Source organism: Actinocrispum wychmicini, assembly GCF_004345645.1.
GTDB lineage: Bacteria > Actinomycetota > Actinomycetes > Mycobacteriales > Pseudonocardiaceae > Kibdelosporangium > Kibdelosporangium wychmicini.
Genome location: NZ_SLWS01000006.1, coordinates 818,442 through 834,298, shown reverse-complemented (window position 1 = coordinate 834,298; position 15,857 = coordinate 818,442). Strand labels below are relative to the sequence as shown.

16 protein-coding genes and 1 tRNA gene are annotated in these 15,857 nt (G+C 68.5%); 8 read left to right on the top strand and 9 right to left on the bottom strand.

Going from position 1 to position 15,857, the window contains the following annotated elements; translation table 11 throughout:
* On the top strand, positions 1–339 hold a 339-nt coding region (locus EV192_RS54910), incomplete at its 5' end, for a hypothetical protein (protein WP_207926275.1).
* On the opposite strand, the gene EV192_RS56085 is transcribed toward EV192_RS54910, so the two are convergent.
* The 3 genes from EV192_RS56085 to EV192_RS30335 form a co-directional block, all read right to left on the bottom strand.
* Positions 307–552 carry a hypothetical protein gene (locus tag EV192_RS56085; RefSeq protein ID WP_243727150.1) on the bottom strand — a complete coding sequence of 82 codons (246 nt, stop codon included), beginning with the start codon at positions 550–552 and terminating at the stop codon, positions 307–309. The genes EV192_RS54910 and EV192_RS56085 overlap by 33 nt on opposite strands.
* Before the next feature lie 311 nt (positions 553–863).
* Positions 864–936: transfer RNA gene (locus EV192_RS30340), tRNA-Arg, on the bottom strand.
* Positions 937–1,019: 83 nt separating this feature from the next.
* Positions 1,020–2,426, bottom strand: coding sequence for an APC family permease (locus EV192_RS30335; RefSeq protein ID WP_132121380.1), 1,407 nt, complete (start codon positions 2,424–2,426; stop codon positions 1,020–1,022).
* Between the two features lie 151 nt (positions 2,427–2,577).
* Between EV192_RS30335 and EV192_RS30330 the strand changes: the two genes are divergently transcribed.
* Positions 2,578–3,732, top strand: a complete 1,155-nt coding sequence (locus tag EV192_RS30330; RefSeq protein WP_132121558.1) for an ROK family transcriptional regulator — start codon at positions 2,578–2,580, stop codon at positions 3,730–3,732.
* Here the strand turns inward: EV192_RS30330 and EV192_RS30325 are convergent.
* Both EV192_RS30325 and EV192_RS30320 read right to left on the bottom strand, forming a co-directional pair.
* Positions 3,729–4,298, bottom strand: coding sequence for a dihydrofolate reductase family protein (locus EV192_RS30325; RefSeq protein WP_132121378.1), 570 nt, complete (start codon positions 4,296–4,298; stop codon positions 3,729–3,731). The two genes, EV192_RS30330 and EV192_RS30325, sit on opposite strands and share 4 nt — an antisense overlap.
* A 107-nt stretch (positions 4,299–4,405) precedes the next feature.
* Entirely contained in the window at positions 4,406–4,945 is a 540-nt protein-coding gene (locus tag EV192_RS30320; RefSeq protein WP_132121376.1) for an ester cyclase, read from the bottom strand.
* 91 nt (positions 4,946–5,036) lie between these two features.
* On the opposite strand from EV192_RS30320, the gene EV192_RS30315 reads away from it, so the two are divergent.
* Positions 5,037–5,678 (top strand): TetR/AcrR family transcriptional regulator, encoded by a 642-nt coding sequence (locus EV192_RS30315; RefSeq protein ID WP_132121373.1) that lies wholly within the window; start codon positions 5,037–5,039, stop codon positions 5,676–5,678.
* Here the strand turns inward: EV192_RS30315 and EV192_RS30310 are convergent.
* From EV192_RS30310 to EV192_RS30300, 3 genes are all read right to left on the bottom strand, one after another.
* Positions 5,673–6,413 (bottom strand): DUF305 domain-containing protein, encoded by a 741-nt coding sequence (locus EV192_RS30310; RefSeq protein WP_132121371.1) that lies wholly within the window; start codon positions 6,411–6,413, stop codon positions 5,673–5,675. The two genes, EV192_RS30315 and EV192_RS30310, sit on opposite strands and share 6 nt — an antisense overlap.
* Positions 6,410–7,291 carry a DUF3105 domain-containing protein gene (locus tag EV192_RS30305; RefSeq protein ID WP_132121369.1) on the bottom strand — a complete coding sequence of 294 codons (882 nt, stop codon included), beginning with the start codon at positions 7,289–7,291 and terminating at the stop codon, positions 6,410–6,412. Before EV192_RS30305 ends, EV192_RS30310 begins: the two co-directional genes overlap by 4 nt.
* A 76-nt stretch (positions 7,292–7,367) precedes the next feature.
* On the bottom strand, positions 7,368–8,072 hold the full coding sequence (locus EV192_RS30300) for a DUF3105 domain-containing protein (protein WP_243727149.1): 705 nt from the start codon (positions 8,070–8,072) through the stop codon (positions 7,368–7,370).
* A gap of 69 nt (positions 8,073–8,141) precedes the next feature.
* Here EV192_RS30300 and argS point away from each other — a divergent pair, with 69 nt between their 5' ends.
* Entirely contained in the window at positions 8,142–9,797 is a 1,656-nt protein-coding gene (gene argS / locus EV192_RS30295; RefSeq protein ID WP_132121367.1) for an arginine--tRNA ligase, read from the top strand.
* A gap of 3 nt (positions 9,798–9,800) precedes the next feature.
* Positions 9,801–11,243: a diaminopimelate decarboxylase gene (gene lysA / locus EV192_RS30290; protein WP_132121365.1), complete on the top strand. Its 1,443-nt coding sequence runs from the start codon at positions 9,801–9,803 to the stop codon at positions 11,241–11,243.
* 74 nt (positions 11,244–11,317) lie between these two features.
* Here the strand turns inward: lysA and EV192_RS30285 are convergent, their stop codons facing one another.
* On the bottom strand, positions 11,318–12,361 hold the full coding sequence (locus tag EV192_RS30285) for a transposase (RefSeq protein ID WP_207926274.1): 1,044 nt from the start codon (positions 12,359–12,361) through the stop codon (positions 11,318–11,320).
* 35 nt (positions 12,362–12,396) lie between these two features.
* Here EV192_RS30285 and EV192_RS30280 point away from each other — a divergent pair, with 35 nt between their 5' ends.
* From EV192_RS30280 to thrB, 3 genes are read left to right on the top strand one after another with little or no spacing between them, the layout of a single operon-like run.
* Positions 12,397–13,674, top strand: a complete 1,278-nt coding sequence (locus tag EV192_RS30280; protein WP_243727148.1) for a homoserine dehydrogenase — start codon at positions 12,397–12,399, stop codon at positions 13,672–13,674.
* Positions 13,671–14,747, top strand: coding sequence for a threonine synthase (thrC, locus tag EV192_RS30275; protein ID WP_132121361.1), 1,077 nt, complete (start codon positions 13,671–13,673; stop codon positions 14,745–14,747). Before EV192_RS30280 ends, thrC begins: the two co-directional genes overlap by 4 nt.
* Positions 14,744–15,619, top strand: coding sequence for a homoserine kinase (gene thrB / locus EV192_RS30270; RefSeq protein WP_132121359.1), 876 nt, complete (start codon positions 14,744–14,746; stop codon positions 15,617–15,619). The genes thrC and thrB overlap by 4 nt, the downstream gene beginning before the upstream one ends.
* The last annotated feature ends 238 nt before the right edge of the window (positions 15,620–15,857 follow it).

The following is a 15,857-nucleotide window of genomic DNA, read 5'->3' as shown; positions in this document are numbered from 1 at the left end:
GGAGACCCCATGACCAAAATCCATGCCCCGACATCGAGCAACCCCGACCGCAGCTTGAGTCCCTCATCCAGTTGGTGCAGTCAACGGAGCAACCCCAAGTACACCGGCTACGTGGTGTGGAACCGCCGACGCAACATCCGTCCAGGACGCCAACCCGACAAACGCCACCACATCCACCGCGACTGGTGGGCCACTCACCCCAAGAGCATCTGGATCCGTCAGGACGCGCTCGCCGCCGTCGTGGAAGAGTTCTTCGCCACTCGTGTCTTAGGCCCACATCGCCGAGAACTACTCGACGCCGATCTCTCAGCCAGCGCGGACCGCAGCGACCGCGACTAGGAAAACCGGCGCCGCAGGGGGGATCTTCAACAACACATCGACACCTTGCAACGACGGCAGCGCAAGCTGTTCGAACAACTGGAGGACTCCGATGAGGACGGCACCGAACTTGACCCTGAGACACGGAGAGCGTTCCGGCAGGGCATCCAGCGACGGCTCGGCGAACTCGCCACGCAGATCCGCCAAGCCGAGGCTGAACACGGCCGGCTTCAATCGCCGTCCGTTCAGCCCCGGAACGACAGCCCAGACCTGCTTGACGCCCTACCATAGGTCGCACTGAACCTCAACAGGGCACCCGAGCACATTCAGCGCGCCCTCTACGACGCGTTCAACCTGAAGATCTTTTACAACCGGGAGGCGTTACGAAACCACGCTCCGTGTCACCATCACCGCTGACGTCGTTGACAGCCTGACCAACACAATTGAGACTGTCGTCGACCGACGCACAACCAACATCAAGAACGGCAAGTCGCACGCCTTGAGCACTGCTCACGACCTACAACCCGCCGTTTCCATGTTCTGGGTGCCCCCGACACGATTCGAACGTGCGACCTCTTCCTCCGGAGGGAAGCGCTCTATCCGCTGAGCTACAGGGGCGAACAGGTCCTAGCGTAGCGCATGGCTCAACGAGGTTTGCCGCGGGCCGCGTTTCGGGCCTGTTCGCCCTGGTCAGGGCCGGGTTACGGGGTGGTCAGGAACTCTTCTTTGATCTCTTTGGCGCCGAATGGCCACACTTTTTCCACCGAGGACCAGATGGTGAAGGCGATGGTGCCGGCGGCGAGCCAGGCGAGGGAGAGCCAGATGTCCAGCCAGCCTGTTTGGGTGTAGATGAAGATCCAGCCGGCCAGTGCGATGACGCTGGGGATCGGGTAGAGCCACTGTTTGTACGGGCGGGGTAGGTCTGGTTGGCGGCGGCGTAGGACGGTCAGGGCCGCGATTTGGGCGACTGCTTGGATCAGTACGAAGACCGCGGTGAGCATGGCGATGACTTCGCTGAGGTCGAAGAGGGAGCCGATCGCGGTGATCAGGCCCATCATGAGGACGCCGGTGGTGGGGAAGTTGAGGCGGGGGTGCAGTTTGCCGAACCAGGGCAGGAACAGTTTGTCCCGGGCGGCTTCGTAGGGCACGCGTGAGCCGCCGAGCAGGCCGGTGAAGATCGAGCCGAAGGCGGTGATCACGATGGCCACGGTGACCACGCTCGCCGCGATCTTGCCCCAGGTTTGTTCCAGCACAACGGAAGCGAAGAAGTTGGACTGGCTGATGTCCTGCCACGGCAGGACACCGAGGACGCCGATCTGCAGCAGGAAGTAAATCCCCATCATGGCAAGGATGGAGTAGATGATGGACCGGGGCAGGGTGCGTCCCGGGTTCTTCAGTTCCGCGCCGAGGTACGCGGTCGTGTTGTAGCCGAGGTAGTCGTACACCGCGAGGATCAGGCCTGAGCCGAGGCCGGCCCAGAGCGCCCCGCCGGAGAACGAGAACGCGCCCGGTGTGTACGCGAAGGCCAGTGAGGCGTGGAAGTGGGTCAGTGAGGCCAGGATGAGCGCGATGACCGACAGCAGCATCACGACGAACAACCCGGCGGTGAGTTTGCCGATCTGCCCGATTCGCCGCCACAGCGCGACCACGGCGATGACCACCACCAGGATGCCGATCAGCCTGCCGGTGCCGTTGATCTCGCCGCCGTCCGCGCTGACCAGGCCGGGCCACAGGTAGGCGAGGTACTTCACCAGGCCGATCACACCGGTCGACATGATCAGCGGGATGAACAGGACCGCGCTCCACGCGAACAGGAACGGCATCAGCCGGCCGGTCCGGTACTGGAACGCCTCACGCAGGTACACGTAGCTGCCGCCGGCGCGCGGCATGGCGGCACCCAACTCCGCCCAGATCAAGCCGTCGGCGAGCACGATCAACGCGCCGACGAGCCACCCGAACATCGCCTGCGGGCCGCCCATCGCCGTCACCATCAGGGGAATGGTGACGAAGGGGCCGATACCGCACATCTGAGTCATGTTGATCGCGGTCGCCTGCAGGGTTCCGACCTGGCGTTCGAAACCGTCGGGCGGTGGAGCTTGGCCGGCCACGGCTCACCTCCGGTGGGCAGCAGAATAAGTTAAGAAGGTTTCCTAACATAACTGGGCGGCGAGCGGAACCTCGGACACGTAAACTCGCCTGGCGAGAGTGGTTAAGGAGCGATACGTGGGCAGAACGCCGCAGGTGGGCACACCGGCCGGAATGCGTGAGCTGAACCAACGCGCCGTGCTTGACCGGCTGCGTGCGGCCGGGCCGGCGACCCGGCCGCAGGTCGCGAAGGACACCGGCCTGTCCAAGCCCACGGTCGGCCAGGCCCTGCTCGACCTGGAGCGCCGCCACCTGGTGCGGGAGATCGGCCGCACGTCCACCGGCCCGGGGCGCTCGGCCGTGGTGTACGAGGAGAACCCGGCGGCCGGGCACGTACTGGGCGTGGACATCGGGCGGGAACGGATCCGGTTGGAGGTCGCCGACCTCGCCGGCACCGTTGTGTCCCGAATGGACGAACGCAACCGCTGCCGGTCGGCCCGCAGCCTGGTGCAGACGGTCCGTGAACTGGCGGACCAGACCGTCGCCGCGGCGGGCATCGGCTTCGGCGACGTGGTCACGAAGGTGGTCGGCAGCCCGGGTGTGCCCGACCCACGGACCGGTGCGCTGCACCACGCGCCGAACCTACCCGGCTGGGGGAGACGCGGCCTGCTGGAGGACCTGGGCGGTGCCCTCGGCCCTGGTTTGGTGGTGGAGAACGACGCCAACCTGGCCGCGGTCGGTGAGCTGACCGGCGGTGCCGCCCGTGGCGTGGACACGTTCGTCTGCATCACGGTCGGCACCGGCATCGGGATGGGCATCATCGTCAACGGCCAACTCTTCCGAGGCGCGCACGGGGCCGCCGGGGAGATCAGCTTCCTACCGTACGGCTGGCCGCCCAAGGATTCGACGCCCCCGGAGCGCGGCATGCTCGAGGACGAGGTCTCCGGCCATTCGGTGGTGCAGAAGGCGCACCGGCAGGGCCTAGTGTCGGTCAAGTCCGCCAAGGAGGTCTTCGAACTGGCCCGCAACGGCGACCGGATCGCGGTCCAGGCGGTCACCGAGGAGGCGCGCCAGTTGGCCTTCGTGGTCGGTGCCGTCGCCGCGGTCATCGACCCCGACCTGGTGGTCCTGGGCGGTGGCATCGGCAGCAACACGGACCTGCTCGCCGAACCCCTGGAGGCCGCGCTGCGGAGCACGACCCCGTTGCGCCCCAAGATCGTCGCCGGCGAACTGGGTGACGCGGCCGTGCTGACCGGCGCGATCTCGGTCGGTCTCGGCTCGGCCCGCGAGGTCGTGTTCGAACGGGCGCTCGCCCGGAAGACGTCCTAGCGGCGGACGCGGAAACGGAGGTGGGTGACGCCGCCTTCGCCCTGCAGGACCCGGATCCGCTCCAGTTGGCGTTGTTCGACGCCGAGGTGCTCGAACAGCCGACGTCCCTCGCCCATCAGGACGGGGACCAGGTGGATCTCGAGTTCGTCCAGGAGCCCCGCGGGGAGGGCGCGCTGCGTGATGCCCGCTCCGTGTACCAGCACGTCCTTGTCGCCGGCGGCCTTCTTGGCCTCGCGCATGGCGACTTCCAGGTCGCTCACGTAGTGCACCAACGGCCAGCCGGCTACCCAGGCCGGGGCCGGGTTGCGGCTGAGGATGTAGATCGGGATACCGTCGTGGTGGTCGCCGCCCCAGCCACCCGCGGGGTCGAAGGTGCCACGACCCGCGACTATCGCGCCGGCCGTCATGAACTCGTCGTGGATCTGCTGGTTCACGTCCCCGGTGATCGGGAAGAGCCACTCGTGCAGCCGCATCCCGCCGTCGCCGAGACCGTTGTCCACGGTTTCGTTGGGGCCCGCGATGAATCCGTCCAACGACATCGACATGTACAGCACGGTCGAGGACATCGTTCCGCTCCTTCTTGCCGGTTCAGACGCCGGCGGTTCGCTGGCGACACTTTCACGTCGAACGGCCGGAGCGGTTGTCGACACCGTGACGCGAACTCTTTTTCGGCTCAGGACCCGGCCAGCAACGGGACATAGCCGCGGCGGGCTTTGCGCAGCGCGCGTGCCATCCGGAACATGTACCGCGGTGACGGCGGGATCCAGCCGAGCTGCATGGCCAGGCCGACGTCGTCCCGGTTCGCCCAGTGTTCGACGACCTTCTCGTCGATCACCCGCAGCCAGTGGGTCTGTTTGGTGGTGAACGGCCGTCCGGTCGCCGGATACGCCTGTGCCGGCCGGCCTTCCTCGTCGAAGGTGATGAACGTTCCGGTGTGCCGTCCGCTCATGGTGGCGTTGACGGCGACCAGGTGGCCGTCGGTGAGGACGTTGTTGATCTTCCAGTGCACGCCGCCGAAGGCGTCGCGCAGCCACAGGGCGGACGCGTAGAAGCCAGCCGGGCCGCGCTCGCGGCTCGCCGGTGGTTCGGCCACCGCTTCGTGGTTCACCGCCTTCGCGTGGAAGACCCTGGTGAACTCGGCGAACGCGCCGTCGCCCATCAGGTGGAGGGCTCGCGCGGCGAGTGCCTCGACGTCGAACCGGGCAACGGTCATCGCGCCTCCATAAATTGAATGACATCGGATACAATCAGTTTGAACGTGATTCCATTCAACTGCCGTTATAGTCAGCTGTCAAGGAGGGGTGATGAGCGAGGGCCGGAGCTACTCGATGGCTCTGCGCACGGAGCAGACCGCGGTCGCCCGGCGTCGGATCCTCGCCGCGGCCGTGGAGCTGTTCAACGCGAACGGCTACCTCGCCACCAAGCTGACAGACGTGGCCAAAGCGGCCGGCGTGAGCGTGCAGACCGTGTACAACGTGGTCGGGAACAAGTCGGTGCTGCTCAAGGCCGCGTACGACGTGGCCATCGCCGGTGACGACGAACCCGTCCCGATCGCCGACCGCCCCCTGGTGCACGCCATGATCGCGGCCAGGTCCGGCGAGGAATGCCTCCGCTACTACGCGCAGATGGCCCGTGAACTCTCCGAACGGGTGTGTCCGCTGCTGGTCATGCTGCACGGGCAGGCCGCCACCGGCGACCCTGACCTGAGGGCCTTCGTCGCGACGACGGACCGTGAACGGCGCGTCGGCGTCACCGGGCTCGTCGGCAACATCACCCGGCGGTTCGGCCTGCGACCGGGCCTGGACGAGACCACCGCACAGGACATCGTCTGGACGCTCACGTCCCCCCAGGTCGTCAACAACGCCGTCAACGGCTGCGGCTGGTCCTGGGACAAGTTCCAGGGCTGGCTGGCCGCCACGCTGACGGCCAGCCTGCTGGGGTCATGAGTTGGGTAGGGGCTGGCCGCCGCGCTTGGTGAGCATGCTCGTCATGTAGGTGACCTCGGCGGTCTGGCCGACGACGATCGTGTGCGCCAGGTTGCGGACCGGGGCGCTGGCGGCGTGGTCCTGGCCGTACTTCGCCATCGACAGGCCGCCGGTGTGGTGACGGATCATCAGCTGCAGGAAGTACACGTCCAGGTCCTTGCCGGTCTGCTTGCGCAGCTTGGCCAGCTCCTCCTGGGTGGCCATCCCGGGCATCAGCTGGCCGGGCTGCATGCCCTGCATGTTCATGCCGCCCATGTCGTGCATGCCGCCGGCCGAAGGGGTCGCCATCCAGCTCATCGCCTGCCGGTCCGGCGGCCGGCTCTCCGGCTGGTTCCACAGGTCCAGGAAGCCCGCGAACGTGCCGACCTGGGTCTTCTGGGTGCTCTCGATGTCGAAGGCCAGGGTCTTGACCTCCTGGTCCTCGGTATGGTCCCGGACCCAGCTGGCCATCGACACCGCTTGCAGGTGGTGGGTGGACATGTCCTGGGCGAAGCCGACGTCCACCGAGTTGGCGTCCGGCACGTTGTCCCCGCCGGTGCTGGCCAGGGTGATCAGCATGCCGATGGCGGCGCCGACCAGGAGGATGGCCAGGGCCGCCGCGGAGAAGATGATCACCCGCTGGCGGCTCGGCCGTGGCCCGCCGTCCTCCTCGTCCAGGATCGAGGCGGACAGGTCCTGGTCGTCGTGCACGGTCATTGGCTCGGTTTGGTCGAGGGTGGGGGACTGGAAGCACCGGAGACGGGTGCGCCGGCAGGCGGAGCGCCTGGGCTGCTGGGCGGCGCCTCCTGGCCGTTCTGCATGGTCGCCTTGGTGGCGCCGGTGCCGTCCATCTTCACCGCGTCCGGCGGCAGCGGGGTGGAGTTGAACGGCGGCGGGTTGGTCGGGTCGAAGCCGTCGATGGTGTCACAGGTCGCGCCCGGCTCAGGGAACGTGTACGTGTTGCGCTTCAGCGACTTGATGAACTCGTCGACCCGCTCGTCGTCCGGGGTGTCCAGCTTGAGCTGGTGGCCCCAGGACTGCAGCGAGAACGGGCGGTCCAGGCCGGGGTACGGGGAGATCGCGATGAAGTCCTGGCCGGTCACCTTGGCCTTGAGCTTGTCCAGGTCGGCGCCCTTGACCTTGTCCGGGTTGTAGGCGATCCAGACGGCGCCGTGCTCCAGCATGTGGACCATGTTCTCGCTGCGTACGGGGTTCGCGTACACCATGCCGTCGCAGTTGGCCCAGACGCCGTCGTGCGGCCCGCCGAACGGGGGCGCCTGGTCGTAGGCGACCCGCTGGGTGGCGTTGACGTGGATGCCGTTCGGGTAGTCGACCTTGACCACGCCCGAAATGTCCTTGGACGGGTCCTTGTTGCTGTCCGAGGGTTTCCACGCGTTGGCGGCGTTGATCTTCGTGATGGCGTAGCCGAAGACCACGGCGGCCACCACGACCAGGGCCACGATGATGCCGATAGTGCCCCAGGGCTTCGGCTTCTTGACCGCCGAGGCCGACCGGGAGGCCTTCTGGAGGCTCTTGACGCCCTTCCCTTTGGACCCCTTGGAGCCGCCGCTCCTGCTCTTAGTGCCGCTGGCCATGCCGCTCTCGGACCTCGATTCGTTACGCCCTGGAGACCACCGCAGGAAAGTGTAAGGAAAGCATGTCTGTTGGACGTCAACTACCTGCCGGCATCGCGTCCGGGCCCGGCGCCGACGGGTCGAACGGCGGCGGGTTGTCCTGGTCGAAGCTCGGGTTGTCACAGGTGGCGCCGGGTTCGGGGTACGTGTACGGGTTCTGACGCAACGATTTGATGAACTGGTCGACGCGTTGGTCGGTGGGGTCGTCCAGCTTGAGCCGGTGGCCCCAGGACTGCAGCGAGACCGGGTGGTCCAGACCAGGGTACGGCGACATCACGCTGTACGGCTGGCCGTCGACCTTCGCCGCGAGGACCGCGAGGTCGTCGCCCGTGATCTTGTCCGGGTTGTAGGTGATCCACACCGCGCCGTGCTCCAGCGCGTGCACCATGTGCTCGGTGCGAACGGCCTTCTTGTAGGTCACGCCGTTGCACGCGGCCCACTCGGCGTCGTGTCTGCCACCGAAGGGCGGCGCTTGGTCGTAGGCCACCCGCTGCGGGGTCATGACGTGATCGCGGGTGGCGTAGTCGTGGATCTCGATGCCCTGGATCTTCTTGGCCGGGTCCTGGTTGGTGGCGCCCGGCGTGAAGTCGTCGCCCACGGACGAGTGCGGGATGGTGACCTTGCTTGAGGAAGAGGCTCCGCCTGTGCTCGGGGCGGGACCAGGCACGCCGGGCACGGTGCTGCCGCAGGCGCTCGCCAGCAGGGCGACGGCCGTGCCGAGCAGGAGTGGTCGGATCCGCACGGGAGCTGACACCTTTCGTCGCAAGAGCCGGTTAGCCCAGGTCCAGGCCTGCTACCTAGACTTCGCGGGGTGAACCCCGCCGCACTCGCCGACCTTGTCCGGGCCGTCGCGGTCGAGGTCCTCGCAGACCGAGGCCTCGACAGTACCGTGCTGCCCGAAACCGTCCGCGTGGAGCGGCCCAGAAATCCGGCCCACGGCGACTACGCCACGAACCTCGCGCTGCAGGTCGGCAAGCGGATCGGGGTGGCGTCCCGGGACCTCGCCGAGTGGCTGGCCGACGCCCTGGAGCACACCGACGGCATCGAGGAGGCCCAGGTCGCGGGCCCCGGATTCCTGAACGTCCGGCTGGCCACGGCCGCCCAGGGCGGGATCGTCGTCGACGTGGAGCAGGCCGGCGCCGGGTACGGCCACGGCACCGAGCTCGCCGGGAAGAACATCAACCTGGAGTTCGTCTCGGCCAATCCGACCGGACCGATCCACATCGGCGGCACGCGCTGGGCCGCGGTCGGCGACGCTCTCGGCCGGACGCTGGCGGCCAGGGGAGCGGCGGTCGCCCGGGAGTACTACTTCAACGACGCGGGCGCCCAGATCGACCGGTTCGTCGGGTCCCTGGTCGCCGCCGCGCGGGGCGAGCCGACCCCCGAGGACGGCTACGCGGGCGCGTACGTCAGCGACATCGCCGCCGAGGTGCTGCGCCAGGTCCCGGGCGCGCTGTCCGCCGACGACCGGGACGAGATCTTCCGCCGGATCGGCGTCGGCCTGATGTTCGACCAGATCAAGACGTCCCTGCACGACTTCGGCACCGACTTCGACGTGTTCTTCCACGAGGACTCGCTGCACGCCTCGGGCGCGGTCGACCGGGTGGTCGAGCGGCTGAAGGAGTCCGGGCACCTGTACCTGAACGACGGCGCCTGGTGGCTGCGCTCCAGCGACTACGGCGACGACAAGGACCGGGTCGTCATCAAGAGCGACGGGACGCCCGCGTACATCGCCGGGGACATCGCGTACTTCGAGGACAAACGGGCCCGCGGCGCCGACCTGTGCATCTACATGCTCGGCGCGGACCACCACGGCTACACGGCCCGGGTCAAGGCGGCCGCGGCGGCGCTCGGCGACGACCCGGACACCGTCGAGGTCCTGCTGGGCCAGTTGGTGAGCCTGATGCGGGACGGCAAGCCGGTACGGATGAGCAAGCGCGCCGGGAACGTCGTGACCCTGGAGGACCTCGTTGACGCGGTCGGCGTGGACGCCGCCCGGTACGCGCTGATCCGCTCGTCGGTGCACGCGCCGCTGGAGATCGACCTGGACCTGCTGGCCGCCCGGGTTCGCGCGAATCCCGTGTTCTACGTGCAGTACGCGCACGCGCGAATATGTCGAGTGGTGGAAAACTCCATGAAATTCGACATGGACCCGGCCGGCGCGGATCTAGGGTTGTTGACGCATGACCGCGAAGGGGCCGTGATCCGGTCTCTGGGCGAGTTCCCCAAGGTCGTCACCACGGCCGCTGAGCTGCGTGAGCCGCACCGGGTCGCGCGTTACCTGGAAGACCTCGCCGGTGCGCTGCACAAGTGGTACGACGACGAGGAGAACCTGAGGATCCTGCCGATGGGCGACGAGGCGGTCGCCCCGGTGCACCTGGCCAGGCTGCGGCTGTGCCTGGCGGTTCGGCAGGTGTTGCGCAACGGTCTGGAGACGCTCGGCGTCTCGGCCCCTGAACGGATGTGAGAAGTGAGAGCCCACCCCGCTGGACCACGGCACGCGGACGTCCTGCTGCCTGGCAACACCGCCGGACCGCGCCCGAACACCGTCGCCGAGCTGGACGAGCTACCGGAGACCGTGTGGCCGCGTAACGCCGCGCGCGGCGAGGACGGAGCCGTCCGGCTGGCCGGGGTGGACGTGCGCGAGCTGGCCGAGACGTACGGCACACCGTTGTTCGTGATGGACGAGGACGACTTCCGTTCCCGGTGCCGGGACCACGCGCAGGCCTTCGGCGATCCGTCGCTGGTGCATTACGCGTCCAAGGCGTTCCTGTCCGTCGAGATCGCCAGGTGGGTCGAGCAGGAGGGGCTGAGCCTGGACGTGTGCAGCGGCGGCGAGCTGGCCATCGCGTTGCGTGCCGAGTTCCCGCCGGAGCGGATCACGTTGCACGGCAACAACAAGTCCGTCGCCGAGCTGAGCGCGGCGGTCCAGGCCGGCCTCGGCGCGGTGGTGCTCGACTCGTTCCACGAGATCGCCCGGCTGGACCAGATCGCCAAGGAACACGACGTCGTCCAGCCGGTGCTGATCCGGGTCACGGTCGGCGTGGAGGCGCACACCCACGAGTTCATCGCGACCGCGCACGAGGACCAGAAGTTCGGTTTCTCGCTGGCCGCCGGGGACGCGGCCGAGGCGGTCCGGCGGACCCTGAAGGCCGGGCACCTGCGGCTGGTCGGCCTGCACAGCCACATCGGGTCGCAGATCTTCGACGTGGACGGCTTCGAGGTGGCCGCGCACCGGGTGATCAAGCTGCTGGCCGAGCTGCGCGACGAGCACGGCGCCGACGCGCTCGCCGACCTGTCCACTGTGGATCTTGGTGGCGGCCTCGGGATCGCCTACACGCCGCAGGACGACCCGCCGCCGCCAGCCTGGCTGGCCGAGCAGCTGCGCGCGATCGTCACCAAGGAGTGCGAGCGCGAAGACCTGGACGTGCCCCGGATCGCGGTGGAACCCGGCCGGGCGATCGTCGGCCCCGGCACGGTGACCGTGTACGAGGTCGGGACGATCAAGGACATCACGCTCGGCGCCGGGGCCGCGCGCCGGTACGTCAGCGTGGACGGCGGGATGAGCGACAACATCCGGACCGCGCTGTACGACGCCGTGTACGACGCGCGGCTGGTGTCGCGCGCGAGCGACGAGGGCGCCGGCGACACCGAGGCCATGTTGTGCCGCATCGTCGGAAAGCACTGCGAGGCAGGCGATGTGATCGTCCGTGACGTCTGGCTGCCGGCGAACGTCGCGCCCGGTGATCTGGTGGCGGTCGCCGCGACCGGCGCGTACTGCTACGCGATGGCCAGCGGCTACAACCGCCTGCCGCGGCCGGCCATGGTGGCCGTCCGCGACGGGCAGGCACGTTTGTTGCTGCGTAGGGAAACCGTCGACGACCTGTTCGCACTGGAGGCAACCGAGTCATGAGCCCGTCCGCGCAGAAACGGGTTTGTCGCCCGATCCACTCGTTCCGGGGTGCCGATAGGCTTGCTGCTGCCGTCCTAGCTGGCTGCCAGGGTGGGCGCTGCGTGTGGACGCATGACTTCGCCCCAGCACACCTCACCGCGAGCTGCAATGTTGTGTGCCGCGTTGTGGTCGGCGTGCCCAACAAGGAAGTGGCCGAGTTGGGCGAAGGCCCAAGAGTGCAGCGTGGCCCGTTGGGGCTTGCGAAGCCGTACCCGGTCGCGGATGCCGGTCAACTGTTCGACGGCGATGCCGCGTCCGGTGCGTTCAGCCTCGGCCACGATGCGCTTGCTGATCTGATGGTTCACGTCGGTGGCGAACCGCTGCTCTTTGCGGCGGCGTTTTTTCAACAGCCGGCGTGCGGAGGAGGTCTTCTTGGCCTGCAACCGCCTGCGGATGCGCTGCTGCCGTTTGCGGTAGCGACTCAGGCGCGCACCGGACATCCGGTCCCCATCGGAGGTGGTCGCGATGTTCACGATCCCCAGGTCCACACCGAGAAAGCCGTTGACAGGCTGGGTCAGCGCAGATTCTGGGACGTCCACGGTGGCATACAGGAACCACATGCCATCGCGGTGAATCAGGTCGGTTTCGCCAATCTGGCTACCACGCAGCTGAGCCATCTGACGGGGTTCGCCGACTGCCCGGACGCCTTTGAGTCGTCCGGCCGTCGTCCAGAGCGACACCGCACCCTCTCGGCCCGCGTCGCCGAGTTGCCACGAAAGGCAGCGGGCGTCAAACGCTTGGCCAGCGTCCGGTCGAAACACGATCGCGGTGCCTTCAACCTTTCGGCGCCGGTTCGACCCCGGCGGCCCATAATTGCCGGCCTGGAGGTTGGCACGCAGCGTCGTGTAGGCGTCCGCCACTTTGCCGATCACCCGAATCGCCGGCTGCGCCGCCAGCCCGAAACGCTCTCGCAACTCGGTGTAGAAGCGCTTCTGCACGTCGAACTTCCTGTGCACCCGGCAGGTGTGTATCTGTTCGGACAGCCACGACGCAGCGAGGTTGCACGTGTGCAGGGTGCTGGTCAGCGCCGACGCCTGTTCGGGCGTCGGCAGCAACCGAACTTGCACCACCTGCTTCACACAGATCATCATCGCACGGATCGATTGGAGTTCAGGTGAAACCGATCAGGGTCGCGCTGCTGGGGTGCGGCAACGTGGGGAGCCAGGTGGTGCGCCTGCTCGACGAGCAGGCGGGCGACCTGACCGCGCGGATCGGCGCGCCGATCGAACTCGCCGGGATCGCCGTGCGCCGCCCGGACCGCCATCGCGGCGTTCCGAAAGACCTGCTGACCACGGACGCCGCCGGGCTGGTCGCGTCCGATGTGGACGTGGTGGTCGAGGTGATCGGCGGGATCGAGCCGGTCCGTGGGCTGCTGCTGGCCGCCTTGCGGGCGGGCAAGTCCGTGGTGTCGGCGAACAAGGTGCTGCTCGCCGAGCACGCGGGTGAGCTGTTCGCGGCCGCCGACGAGTCCGGCGCGGACCTCTACTTCGAGGCCGCGGTGGCCGGCGCGATCCCGCTGCTGCGGCCACTGCGTGAGTCGCTGGCTGGTGACCGGATCACGCGGGTGATGGGAATCGTCAACGGCACCACCAACTTCATCCTGTCCGCGATGGACGAGACCGGCGCCAACTACGCGGAGACGCTCGAAGAGGCGAGCCGGCTCGGCTACGCGGAGGCGGACCCCACGGCCGACGTCGACGGATATGACGCCGCGTCCAAGGCCGCGATCCTGGCGTCGATCGCGTTCCACACCAGAGTGAATGCCGGGGATGTGTACCGGGAAGGCATCACCGCGGTCACCGCGGCCGACATCGTCGCCGCGCGCACCCTTGGCCGGACCATCAAGCTGTTGGCGATCTGCGAGCGCGTCGACGACACCGTCACCGCCCGCGTGCACCCGGCGATGATCCCGCGCAGCCACCCGCTGGCCAGCGTCGGCGGCGCCTTCAACGCCGTGTTCGTCGAGGCGGAGGCCGCCGGCCAGTTGATGTTCTACGGCCAGGGCGCCGGTGGTGCGCCGACCGCGAGCGCGGTGCTCGGCGACCTTGTAGCGGTCGCCCGCAACCGGGTCGCGGGCGGGCATGGTCCGCGTGAGTCCGCGTACGCCGCGCTGCCCGTGCGGCCGGTCTCGGAGGTTTCGACGCGGTACCACCTGAGCCTGGACGTGGCCGACAAGGCCGGTGTGCTCGCGTCGGTCGCGGCCGTGTTCGCCGAGCACGACGTGAGCATCGCGGCCGTCCGCCAGGAGGGCCGGATCGACGACGCCAGCCTGGTGATCGTCACCCACGCCGCGCCGGACGCCGCCCTGCGGTCCACAGTGGACAAGGTGGCCGGGCTGCCCGCGGTCCGCGAGGTCGTCAGTGTCATGCGGGTCGAAGGCGAGGAGTCATGACGGTCTCGATCACCCGGGCTTCGATGTGGCCGGGCATCGTCCAGGCGTATCCCGACCGGATCGCGGTGCCGCCCGGCGCCCGGATCGTCACCCTGGGCGAAGGCGGGACGCCACTGCTGGAATCCCCGTACCTGTCCGAACTGACCGGCAGCCGGGTGCTGCTGAAGGTCGAAGGAGTCAACCCGACCGGGTCGTTCAAGGACCGCGGTATGACCGTGGCGATGACGTACGCGCTCGCCGCGGGCAGCAAAGCGGTGATCTGCGCGTCCACCGGCAACACCTCGGCGTCGGCCGCCGCGTACGCCGCCCGCGCCGGCCTGACCTGCGCGGTCCTCGTGCCGCAGGGCAAGATCGCGCTGGGCAAGCTGGCCCAAGCGGTCATGCACGGCGCCCGGATCCTCCAGGTCGACGGCAATTTCGACGACTGCCTCGAACTGGCCCGCAAGACCGCGGCCGACCACCCGGTCGCCCTGGTGAACTCGGTCAACCGGGTCCGGCTGGAAGGGCAGAAGTCCGCCGCGTTCGAGGTGTGCGACGCGCTGGGCCGCGCACCGGACGTGCACTGCCTGCCGGTGGGCAACGCGGGGAACATCACCGCGTACTGGCTCGGCTATACGGAGTACGCGCGGGACGCGGTCGTCCCTGCCACGCCACGGATGTTCGGCTTCCAGGCGGCCGGTGCGGCGCCGTTGGTCAGCGGTGAGCCAGTCGCCCACCCGGAGACGGTCGCGACCGCGATCCGGATCGGCAGCCCGGCGTCGTGGGCCGCCGCGATCGCCGCGCGGGACGAGTCCGGCGGCCTGATCGACGCGGTCACCGACGAGCAAATCCTGGCCGCGTACCGCCTTTTGGCCGCGCGCGAGGGCATCTTTGTCGAACCGGCGTCCGCCGCGAGTGTCGCGGGCCTGCTTGTGGCCGCCGAGGACGGCCGGTTGCCGCGTGGATGCACGGTCGTCTGCACGGTCACCGGGCACGGGCTGAAAGACCCGGACACGGCATTGTTGGAAATGCACGAGGTCGAGCCGATCCCGGTGGACGCCGGCGCGGTCGCGTCCGCCCTGGAACTGCGATGACCACCGCCGTCCGGGTCCGGGTGCCGGCCTCCACGGCCAACCTCGGCTCCGGATTCGACGCCCTCGGCCTGGCCCTCGGCCTGTACGACACGGTCGAAGCCCGGGTGACCAGCGGCGGCCTGGTGATCACAGTGGACGGTCAGGGCGCGGACGAGGTCGCCTACGACGAAGGACACCTGGTCGCCCAGGCCATCCGGGCCGCGGGCGAACTGACCGGATACCAGCCACCTGGCCTGGAACTGCACTGCCACAACAGCATCCCGCACTCGCGGGGCCTCGGCTCGTCGGCCGCCGCGGTGGTCGCCGGGGTCGCGGCAGCGTACGGGCTCGCGGGAATGGAAGTCGACGACCGGGCGTTGCAAATAGCTGCAGAGTTCGAAGGCCACGCGGACAACGCGGCCGCCAGCCTCCTTGGCGGACTCGTTGTCGCGTGGACCGACGGTGAGCACTTCAAAGCGCTGCGTCTTGAGCCTCACCCGGATGTCCGTCCGATATTGCTCATTCCGGGTGAATCCTCAAGAACGTCCGTGACCAGGCAATTGTTGCCGGACCGTGTCCCGCACGGGGACGCGGCGTTCGCGGCCGGCCGGGCCGCGCTCGCGGTCCAGGCCATCACGTCCCGGCCGGACCTGCTGCTCGCGGCCACCGAGGACCGGCTGCACCAGGACTACCGGGAAACGGCCTGGCCTGCGACTTTGCGGCTGGTACGGATCTTGCGCGAGCAGGGTGCGGCGGCGGCGGTGTCCGGCGCCGGACCCACCGTGATCGTGCTCACCTCGGACGGAAAGCTGCCGGCCGGGGTGGACGTCACCGGGTTCGAAGTGCGTGAACTGCCCGTTGACCGGCTCGGAGTGCAGGTCAGCGCCGTCTGACCGGGCCGCGACGCGCCGGGGGTGGTTGTTGCACGTCGACGGATGGCCGTCTACCCTCGGGGGCGTTCAGTCACCGCGCGCACGGGCGCCCGGTGTTGTTCCCGGGGAATTGTCCCCGGGTCACATCTGCCGTAGGGATGTCGGCTCCGAACTCGTATCAGGGCCGGTGTTCACGGATACCCGACAGTCGTGGTGACCGATGCTCCGTATTGGCGACCAAGTTCTGCGCCTGGCCCAG

Excerpts from the sequence above, each read along its gene's own strand:
- EV192_RS30330 (WP_132121558.1), top strand. The coding sequence starts at position 2,578 with ATGCGTGAGCTGAACCAACGCGCCGTGCTTGACCGGCTGCGTGCGGCC.
- EV192_RS30325 (WP_132121378.1), bottom strand. The coding sequence starts at position 4,298 with ATGTCCTCGACCGTGCTGTACATGTCGATGTCGTTGGACGGATTCATC.
- EV192_RS30320 (WP_132121376.1), bottom strand. The coding sequence starts at position 4,945 with ATGACCGTTGCCCGGTTCGACGTCGAGGCACTCGCCGCGCGAGCCCTC.
- EV192_RS30315 (WP_132121373.1), top strand. The coding sequence starts at position 5,037 with ATGAGCGAGGGCCGGAGCTACTCGATGGCTCTGCGCACGGAGCAGACC.
- EV192_RS30310 (WP_132121371.1), bottom strand. The coding sequence starts at position 6,413 with ATGACCGTGCACGACGACCAGGACCTGTCCGCCTCGATCCTGGACGAG.
- EV192_RS30305 (WP_132121369.1), bottom strand. The coding sequence starts at position 7,291 with ATGGCCAGCGGCACTAAGAGCAGGAGCGGCGGCTCCAAGGGGTCCAAA.
- thrC (WP_132121361.1), top strand. The coding sequence starts at position 13,671 with ATGACGGTCTCGATCACCCGGGCTTCGATGTGGCCGGGCATCGTCCAG.
- thrB (WP_132121359.1), top strand. The coding sequence starts at position 14,744 with ATGACCACCGCCGTCCGGGTCCGGGTGCCGGCCTCCACGGCCAACCTC.